Origin of the sequence: Mesorhizobium sp. M8A.F.Ca.ET.161.01.1.1 (genome assembly GCF_004792105.1) — a bacterium.
GTDB lineage: Bacteria > Pseudomonadota > Alphaproteobacteria > Rhizobiales > Rhizobiaceae > Mesorhizobium.
This window is the reverse complement of the sequence record NZ_SRTD01000564.1, coordinates 1-203: the sequence shown is the minus strand read 5'-3', so window position 1 is coordinate 203 and position 203 is coordinate 1. Positions and strand designations below refer to the sequence as shown.

The following is a 203-nucleotide window of genomic DNA, read 5'->3' as shown; positions in this document are numbered from 1 at the left end:
AGGCCTCGGCGTCCGCCGTCGAACCCGTCGCTTCGAGCGCCAGAAGGTAGCGGCTCGAGGCATCCATCACCGTCAACGGATCGCAGCGCCACCCGTCGGCAGTCCGGAACCACCCCTTGTGATCGCCTGTCCACACCGCATTCGGCCCTTGCGGCTCCGGCCACGGTCCGTTGCCACAGGCTCGCAGACGTGGCCGCTTGCGG

1 pseudogene is annotated in these 203 nt (G+C 69.5%); it reads right to left on the bottom strand.

Going from position 1 to position 203, the window contains the following annotated elements:
- Positions 1-203 (bottom strand): annotated as a pseudogene (locus EN804_RS38580) (integrase); the annotation flags it as partial.